A 9,145-nucleotide genomic window follows, 5' to 3' on the forward strand; every position below is an offset into this window, starting at 1 on the left:
GGCCTCAACCCTCCCCACCAATCGAAGGATTGGTGCAGGGCAACTCCTTCAGTTCACAGGATGATCGGAACGCCTGCCCTGGAGAGTATCAAGATTGGCACGAGTGGAATCGCTGCCAGCACAAGGACACCGTCAACCGCCTCGGTCAGCGGTGTGAGAAGAACCATCGCCGGCTTGGCGCGCCTGGAGCATTCCTCGACCGTGACCTCGTAGGACCGATTCAGCGGTTTCATGGAGCCGGGCATCCTGAAGCCACCCGCCGAGTACCGCTCGCCCCTGAGGTCATAGCTGCCTCGCATATTCGTCCTTGACCCGTAGAGTCCGAACGCCCGCGCGCTCGCATACTCCGCATCGTCGAGATCGCTCAGGGTCAATCCAATGGCACCAGACACAACACCGCCAGGCTCCACGCGGAACGTGGACAAGTGGGCGGTCAGCTTCTGATGCAGCGGCGAATGCAGAAGTTCGGCGAATTGCGGCTTCACATCGAAGATGCAATGATGTTTCGGTGCGATCACCACGAGCTTCGTGCCATCCGCCGTCATCATGACCTGATCGATGACTTCCTCGTATTTCCCTTTGCGCTCAAGACTGGTCGCATCGCTGACCAGTTTGTGCGTGACACAGCCGGACGCACCGAACAGCGGCAGCATGGAAAGGACTAGCATTCGACGGCGCCTGGAGACCTCCCGGCAGATGGGTGTGTGCGTGATCGAGCCTGACATGGATGGATACCCCTTCAAGTTGCGTGCCGTGCAATCGCTGCCGACACCGAACGGGAAAGGCTATCGATAAGTCACTTCGATTTGGATCGGGGAAAAATGAAATTGCAAAAGCTGGACATCCAACGCTCGCGTGCGGCCATTTGCATCGCTTTCCGATTGCGCTCTTCCCCCGCTTGACAGCCCTCCCCATCGCTCCTATTCTCACGATCATTCCTTCTTTAAGATCGTTGTTCTGTCTTACAGAACAAAAGAAAACGGAGACACACATGACCCGTCCGCCCTTGCGCCGCAAGTTTGCCTGCACGTTGCTGGCCCTCGCCGCCGCCCCGGCGCTGCTGTCCGCGTCCGCCGTGGCCGCCGATGCCTATCCTGCCCAGCCCATCCGCCTGGTGGTGCCGTTCCCGCCGGCGGGCGGCACCGACGTGCTGTCGCGCCTGGTGTTCAACAAGGTGGGCATCGCCACCAAGTGGACCGTGGTGGTAGAAAACCGTGCCGGCGCGGGCGGCAATATCGGGCTGGACCTCGTGGCCAAGGCGAAGAACGACGGCTATACCATCGGCATGGGCCAGACCGCCAACCTGGCGATCAACCCGACGCTGTACCCCAAGATGCCGTATGACGCGGTGAAGGACTTCACCCCCGTGGCGCTGGTCGCCGCGCAGCCGGTGGTGCTAATCGTGCGCCAGGACGCGCCGTACAAGACGCTGACCGACCTGGTGAACGCCGCCAAGACCAAGCAGCTTTCGATGGCATCGGCCGGTACCGGCACGGTGGGCCACCTGACCGGCGAGATGTTCCAGCGCCGCGCTGGCTTCAAGGCGCTGCACGTGCCGTACAAGGGGGCGTCGCCCGCGCTGACCGACCTGATGGGCGGCCAGACCGATTTCTACTTCGCTACGCCCCCCATCGCCATGCCGATGATCAAGGCCGGCAAGCTGCGCGCGCTGGCGGTGACGTCGACCAAGCGCGTCGCGCTGCTGCCCAACGTGCCGACCGTGGCGGAACAGGGCTATGCTGGTTTCCAGGCCGAGGACTGGAAGGCGCTGGTGGCACCGGCCGGCACGCCGGCCGACGTGGTGGCCAAGCTCAACGCCGAAGTCAACAAGGCGCTCAAGGACAAGGACACGATCGCCAAGCTTCATGACGAAGGCAGCGAGCCGCGCGGCGGCACGGCGGCGGAACTGGCCACCTTCATCAAGGGCGAGAACACGCGCTGGGGCGCGATCGTCAAGGAATCGGGCGCTCGCGTCGACTGATCCGCGTCGACTAACCATTTCCTGGCAGGACCGTATGTACAAGCCGCTTCGCAATATCCGCGTGCTCGACCTCACCAACGTGCTGGCCGGGCCCTTCTGCTGCCACCAGCTGGCCCACATGGGCGCCGAGGTCATCAAGGTGGAAACGCCGGGCACCGGCGACCTGGCGCGCCAGCTGGGCGCCGACACCGAACTGAACCGCAACCTGATGGGTGTGTCGTTCCTGGCACAGAACCCCGGCAAGCGATCGATCACGATCAACCTCAAGCATGCGCGCGGCAAGGAGGTATTCCGCAAGCTGGTGCAGAGCGCCGACGTGGTCGTGGAGAACTTCCGCCCCGGCGTGATGACCCGTCTAGGCCTGGGCTACGACGACCTGAAGCAGGTGAATTCGCGCCTGATCTATTGCGCGATCTCGGGCTTTGGCCAGGATGGTCCGCTGTCCGACCTGCCGGCCTACGACCAGATCATCCAGGGCATGTCGGGCGTGATGAGCATCACCGGCGACAAGGAAAGCGCCCCGCTGCGCGTGGGGTATCCGGTTTCCGACACCATCGGCGGCATGACGGCTGCGTTCGCCATCGCCGCGTCGTTGGCCGACCGCGACCGCACCGAGGGCTATTTCCTCGACGTGTCGATGCTTGAAGCCACCATGGCCACCATGGGCTGGGTGGTGTCGAACCACCTGGTTGCCGGCAAGGACCCGGTGCCGATGGGCAACGAGAACATGACCGCCAGCCCTTCGGGCACGTTCAACACCGGCGACGGTCCGCTCAACATCGCGGCCAACAAGCAGGAGCAGTTCGAGGCAGTGTGCCGCGTCGTGGGCCGTCCGGACCTGGCCGGCGATCCGCGTTTTGGCGAACGCCAGTCGCGCCTGGCCAACCGTGCCGCGCTGACCGCCGAACTCGAAGCCGAACTGGCGAAGAAGCCGGCCACCGAATGGTGGCAGTTGCTGAACGAGGCCGGCGTGCCCGCTGGCCCGGTGCTGAAGGTGCCCGACGTGCTCGCGCATCCACAGGTGCGTGATCGCGGCATGATCGGCGATTTCGCCAACGTGCCCGGCGTGGGCCGCGACATCCGCCTGGTCCGCACGGGCTTCAAGGTCAACGGCACGGCGCCGTCGGTGGATACCCCGCCGCCGCAGCTTGGCCAGCATACCGACGACATTCTTGGCGAACTTGGCTACGCGGCCGACGACATCGCCACCCTGAAACAGGAGCGCGCACTATGAGCGAAGCATTTCCGATGGACGCGGGCCGGCAGGCATCGCAGGACTGGTGGCGCACGAAGATCATCGATATGAAGCCCGGCGAGATCCGCTACCGTGGCTACCCGATCGAGCAGCTGATCGGCAACGTGTCGTTCGCCCAGATGATCTGGCTGATGCTGCGTGGCGAACTGCCCGAGAAGCGCGAAGGCGAGCTGCTTGACGCGGCCCTGATGGCCGCTGTCGACCACGGCCCGCAGGCGCCCAGCATCGCCATCGCCCGCATGGCCGCCACCTGCGGCGTGGGGCTGAACAATGCGATGGCCTCGGCCGTCAACGTGCTCGGCGACGTGCACGGCGGCGCCGGCGAGCAGGCCGTGGAACTCTACCAGGACATCGCGCGGCGCTTCGACGAAGGCGTGCCGTTCGACGACGCCGTGGCCGCCGGCCTGGCGAACTATCGCGACCTGCGCGGCAAGTTCGTGTCGGGCTTCGGTCACCGCTTCCACCCGCTGGACCCGCGCGCCCCGCGCCTGCTGGCGCTGGTGGACGAGGCCGCCAACGCCGGCGTGGTCTCTGGCCGCTACGCCGCCATCGCGCGCGCGGTGGAAAAGAAACTTGGCGAAGGCCGCGAGAAGCCGATCCCGATGAACATCGACGGCGCCACCGCCGTCATCTATGCGGAACTGGGCTTCCCGGCCCCGCTGGCGCGCGGCCTGTTCTGCCTGTCTCGCTCGGTGGGCATCCTGTCGCACGCCTGGGAACAGACCCAACAGGGCGGCCGCAACAAGGGCCCGATCCCGCGGCAGTTCCTGTGGACGTATGACGGCGAGCCGCAGCGGGATGTGCCGACGGGGGACTGAGTCGATCGAGGGCACGGCCGGCGTGCTCGCCTTTCAATGAAAATCCCGGCTCCCCACCATCAGCCGGCCCAGCAGCGGGCTCAGGTCCACCAGTTCCTGGGCCACCAGGTGCCTGACGTCGCCCTGCCGTTGCCAGGTGCCGATCACGCCCAGCAGCGTGGCGCCCAGCACCTCCTTGCGCTGGCGTTCGACCAGGTCGGGCCAGATGATCACGTTGATCGATCCGGTTTCGTCCTCGATGGAGGTAAAGATCGTGCCGCTGGCCGTGGATGGCCGCTGACGCACCGTCACGATGCCGCACGCGCGTACGCGGCGGCCGTTGCCCAGGCGTGACAGTTGCTGCGCGGTGATGTACTTGAGCGCGCTCAGCCGGCGTCGCAGCAGCGTCAGCGGGTGGCATTTCAGTGACAGTCCCAGGCTCGCATAGTCGGCCGCCACGTCCTCGCCAATCTTCGGCTCGGGCAACGCCAGCGCCAGTTCCTGCGGCGGCGCCTCGTGCAGCAGATCGCGATGCGCGGTCTGCACCGCCGCGCCACGCGCATGCCAGCGCGCCTGGCGCCGATGACCGGCCAGCGACACCAGCGCGTCGGCCGCGGCCAGCACGTCGATATCGTGCGCATCGAGCCCCGCGCGGCGCGCCAGGTCTTCCACGCTATTGAAGGGCCGCGCGGCACGCGCGGCCTCGATGCGCAACGCAGCGCCCTCGCGCATGCCCTTGACGCGATTCATGCCCAGCCGTACGTCGCGATGCCGCTGCCCCGGCCGCTTCGGTTCCGGCGCGCTTTCCCAGCCGCTGATCGTCACGTCCACAGGCTGCGTCTCCACGAAATGGCGGCGTGCGTCCTGCACCAGTTGCGATGCCGAATAGAACCCCATCGGTAGGCTGTTGAGCAGCGCGCACAGGAATGCATCAGGGTGGTGGCACTTGATCCAGGCGCTCACATAGACCAGCTTGGCGAAGCTGGCCGCATGGCTTTCCGGGAAGCCATATTCGCCAAAGCCCTCGATCTGCTTGCAGATGGCCAGCGCGAATGATTCCGGGTAGCCGCGCGAGGTCAGCGCGCGCACCAGCGCATCCTGGTGTTTCTTCAGGTCACCCCGGCGGCGCCAGGCGGCCATCGAACGGCGTAGCTGGTCGGCCTGCCCGGGCGTGAAGCCGGCCGCCTCGATGGCCAGCTGCATCACCTGTTCCTGGAAGATCGGAATGCCCAGCGTGCGGCCCAGCACGCGACGGATCACGTCGTTGAAGTAGGTCGGCAGCTTGCCCGTGCGGCGCAGGTCCTCGCGCCGCTTCAGGTACGGATGCACCATGCCGCCCTGGATCGGGCCGGGCCGCACGATGGCCACTTCCACCACCAGATCGTAGTACTGGCGCGGCTGCAGGCGCGGCAGCATCGACTGCTGCGCGCGCGATTCAATCTGGAACACACCGATGGTGTCGGCCTTGCAGATCATCGCGTAGGTGGCATCGTCGGTCTCGGGCAGGTCTTCCATGCGCGTGGGCAGGCCCGCGCGATCGGGCTCGGGATTCGGGATCATCGCCAGCGCACGGCGGATAGCAGTCAGCATGCCCAGCGCCAGCACGTCTACCTTGAGCAGCCCCAGCGATTCCAGGTCGTCCTTGTCCCACTGGATCACGCTGCGGTCCTTCATGGCGGCGTTCTCGATCGGCACCAGCCGCGACAGCTTGTGCCGCGCGATCACAAAGCCGCCCACGTGCTGCGACAGGTGACGCGGAAAGCCGCGTAGCTGCTCGGTCAGGCTGGCCCATTGCCGCACGGCCGGCGAATCGGGGTCCAGCCCGTAGCGCGAGATCCGCTCGATGAACGCGGTGCCGCCGTCCCACCACGCCTGGCCCTTGACCACCTGCTCCACCACGCTCGGATCGATGCCGAGCGCGCGTCCCACGTCGCGCAGCGCACTGCGCGACCGATACGTGATCAGCGACGCCGCCAGCGCGGCACGATGGCGCCCGTACTTGTCGTAGATGTACTGGATGACTTCCTCGCGCCGCTGGTGCTCGAAGTCGACGTCGATATCGGGCGGTTCGTCACGCTCGCGCGACAGAAAGCGCCCGAACAGCAGGTTGGCCTGCTCGGGGCTGACCTCGGTGATATGCAGGCAGTAGCAGACCAGCGAGTTGGCCGCCGAGCCGCGCCCCTGGCACAGGATGCCCAGCTTGCGCGCATGGCTGACGATGTCGTAGACGGTCAGGAAGAACGGCTCGTAGCTTTTCTCCTCGATCAGCTGGAGTTCGCCTTCGAGCTGCGCCTTCCATTCGGGCTCCATGCCGTGCGGGAAGCGCTCGGCGATGCCTTTCCGGACCGCCTGCCACAGATAGCCGATCGGCGTCAGCCCGTCGGGCACCAGTTCCTCGGGATATTCGTAGCGCAACGTGTCGAGCGAAAACCGGCACTGGTCGGCGATATGCAGCGTGCGCGCCAGCGCCTCGCGCGGATAGAGCCGCGACAGCACCTGCCGCATGCGCAGGTGGGCTTCGGCATTGGGCGCCAGCGCCATGCCGCAGGCCGGCAGCGGCTGGCCGAGCCGGATGGCCGTCAGCACATCGGACAGCGGCTTGCGCGAACGCACATGCATGTTGACGGCGCCGGTGGCCACCAGCGGCACGCCGGTGTCGCGCGATACCTGCTGCAGGCGTTCGCGGTGCAGCGCTTCAGCGTGTCCCTGCAGCAGCTCCAGCGCGATCGACACACGGTCGCCGAACACGTCGCGGCACCATTGGGCCTGCGCGCGCAGCACATCGGCATCGACGCAGTAGTCGGGCAACAGGATCGCCAGGCAATCGGGCATGCCCCGCAGGTGGTGCTCATCGGGCTGCGGATCAGCGATATCGGACGGATACAGCAGGTAGCTGCCCTTGTCGGCGCGCCGGCGCCCGAGCGTGATGAACTCGCTGAGATTGCCAAAGCCCTCGCGGTTCTGCGCCAGCAGCACCAGGCGGGGCGGCGGCATGGTGTCGCCCGGTGCCGCCGTGAGCGTGAAGCGGCTGCCGATGATGAGGTTGAACGCGTCAGCCGCGGCGGCCAGCGTTTCCAGCCTCTCGTGCCGGCGTGCGGCGGCATCGGGGTCTTCGTCGTAGTCGACGGGTGCTCCGTCTTCGTCTTCGCCCTCGTTGTCCTCGTCTTCCTCCTCCTCGACAAAGGCCACGATGTCCTCCACATTGTCCACGTCGCCCGCGGCCTGTCCCGCCGCCAGGCGCCGCGCGCTGCGGGCCACGGCTTCCCACATGTCCTCGCGCAATACCTTGATGGCGTGGTGCGCGCGGGCGGTGCCGGCCACCGAACACTCGTCGGTCAGCGCCAGACCGCTGTAGCCCAGCTGGAACGCGCGGGAGATCAGCTCCTGCGGGTGCGAGGCACCGGTCAGGAACGTGAAGTTGGAAATGCAGTGCAGCTCGGCATAGTCGGGCAGCAACGGCAACAGGGAAGACAATCCGGGCAACATCGCCAAACTCCGGGGCACTCAGGCAAACAGGCCGTGCAGGAACCAGCGGTATTCGCCGCCGTCTTCCTGCCCATCGCGCGTGGGGCGGCCGGGGCGTTCGCGATAGACCCAGCAGCGCAACCCATCGGCGCGTTCGGCAATGAAATAGTCGCGCGTGGCCAGGCCGCCATCCCACCAGCCCGCCTCGATGCGCTCGGGGCGCGTCAGCATGACCAGCGGCCCCTGGTACACGGGGCGGTGCTTTTCCACGCGCAGCGGCTGCGGCGCTTCCAGCAGCCAGAGCGGCCGCTCCGGCGGCAATGCTCCCGTCGCCGGGGCATGCGCGGGCGTCTCGCCCACCGGGCACCACTGGTTGGCGCGCTCGGGGCGATGGTCGGCCAGCGGCTGCGGCTGCAGCACGTTGTCGCGGCCCAGGCGGGCCACCAGCGTATCGATCAACCGACCCAGTTCGGCCGGTTCGGCGCCGGGCTCCGGAAACAGCGAGTCGCTCTGCGGCACGCAGGTTTCCATCGTCTCCACGCGCAGGCCCAGGCCACCAACCGGCGCATGAAAACGCACCTTGTCGAGCTTCTCGCGCAGCAGCTTCGACAGGTGCACGGGGTCGCGGCTCGGCTGCGCCAGCGCCAGCGGCACCGGCGTGCTGTCGGTGTCCTCGCCCAGCCGGTAGCGTTCGTGTTCCAGCACCAGCACGCAGCGTGTCACACCGGCCTGCTGCGCCGCCAGCCAGCCCGACAGCGCCAGCAGCAGCCGCTGCGCCCCGGCCAGCACGCCTTCGGCCGATTCGATACGGCCCGGCAACTCCATGCGCTGCGCAAACGCGGGCGGCGCCTCGAACCATGCAAAGCCCGACGGGACCTTGCCATAAGCCTGGTCCAGTCGCGCCAGCAGTTCGGTGCCGATACGGCGCGACAAACCCGCGCGCGGCAGGTGCCGCACCTGTTCAAGCGTGCGGCAACCGACGCCTTCGAGCCAGTCCGGATCGGTGTACGCCTGCAGGCAGGTCACGGGCAGGCGGTCCAGCAGGCGCGTCATGCGCGGCGCCTGCACCGCGCGCCGGGCCGGGCGCACGATGCCGCGCGGCGTCTTGCGCAGCGGCTGGCGCGCCAGCCATGCCGCGCCCTGCGCCGTGGTGCCGCTGCCGATCTGCACGAACGTGCCCAGTTGCCGCACGCGGGTACGAATCGCCCGGCACAGCGCGCGATGCCCGCCGAACAGGCGCAGGCTGGCCGTGACGTCGAGCATCACCGTGGCCGATTCGGGTTCCGGGTCGATCGTCACGGCCGGCGTGAAGTGCAACAGCGTCAGCGCCACCGAGGTCATCAGATCGGTCTCGGCGGCCGGGTCGCGTTCAAGCTGCACCACATCGGCCGACAATGCCTGCACGCCGCCGCGCCGCATGCCGTAGCACACGCCCAGCGCCGCGGCCGGGCCGTTGGCCAGCACCACGCGCTCGTGCGCCATCACGGCCACCGGCAGTTGCTGCAGCGTACCGTTGCCATGCGCGGCGGAGGTTCCGGCGGGCTCAGGCCAGCTCGGCTGCAGCGCGTCCAGCGGCAGGCGCGGCAGATGCACCGCGATCCAGTACGTCATGGGCAATCGGATCGATACCCGCCGGCACGGCGGGGG

General features: G+C 67.4%; 6 protein-coding genes. 3 read left to right on the forward strand and 3 right to left on the reverse strand.

Annotation, left to right across the window (positions count from 1 at the left end):
* Positions 1–53 precede the first annotated feature (53 nt).
* The gene (locus CYJ10_RS18580) at positions 54–668 is read right to left on the reverse strand and encodes a hypothetical protein (RefSeq protein ID WP_101682942.1); all 615 of its coding nucleotides are present in this window, start codon (positions 666–668) and stop codon (positions 54–56) included.
* A 323-nt stretch (positions 669–991) separates the two neighbouring features.
* Between CYJ10_RS18580 and CYJ10_RS18585 the strand changes: the two genes are divergently transcribed.
* The 3 genes from CYJ10_RS18585 to CYJ10_RS18595 are packed head-to-tail and all read left to right on the forward strand — an operon-like array spanning position 992 to position 4,054.
* A complete protein-coding gene (locus CYJ10_RS18585) occupies positions 992–1,981 on the forward strand; it encodes a Bug family tripartite tricarboxylate transporter substrate binding protein (protein ID WP_101682943.1) in 990 nt (329 codons plus the stop codon).
* Positions 1,982–2,015: 34 nt separating this feature from the next.
* Complete coding sequence (locus CYJ10_RS18590) at positions 2,016–3,215, forward strand: CaiB/BaiF CoA transferase family protein (RefSeq protein WP_101682944.1); 1,200 nt, start codon at positions 2,016–2,018, stop codon at positions 3,213–3,215.
* Positions 3,212–4,054, forward strand: a complete 843-nt coding sequence (locus CYJ10_RS18595; protein ID WP_101682945.1) for a citryl-CoA lyase — start codon at positions 3,212–3,214, stop codon at positions 4,052–4,054. The genes CYJ10_RS18590 and CYJ10_RS18595 overlap by 4 nt, the downstream gene beginning before the upstream one ends.
* Positions 4,055–4,087: 33 nt before the next feature.
* On the opposite strand, the gene CYJ10_RS18600 is transcribed toward CYJ10_RS18595, so the two are convergent.
* Positions 4,088–7,519 (reverse strand): error-prone DNA polymerase, encoded by a 3,432-nt coding sequence (locus tag CYJ10_RS18600; RefSeq protein WP_101682946.1) that lies wholly within the window; start codon positions 7,517–7,519, stop codon positions 4,088–4,090.
* Between the two features lie 18 nt (positions 7,520–7,537).
* Positions 7,538–9,109, reverse strand: coding sequence for a Y-family DNA polymerase (locus CYJ10_RS18605; RefSeq protein WP_101682947.1), 1,572 nt, complete (start codon positions 9,107–9,109; stop codon positions 7,538–7,540).
* Positions 9,110–9,145 lie beyond the last annotated feature (36 nt).

Origin of the sequence: Cupriavidus pauculus, from assembly GCF_002858765.1 — a bacterium.
In the GTDB taxonomy this organism is placed as follows: domain Bacteria; phylum Pseudomonadota; class Gammaproteobacteria; order Burkholderiales; family Burkholderiaceae; genus Cupriavidus; species Cupriavidus pauculus_B.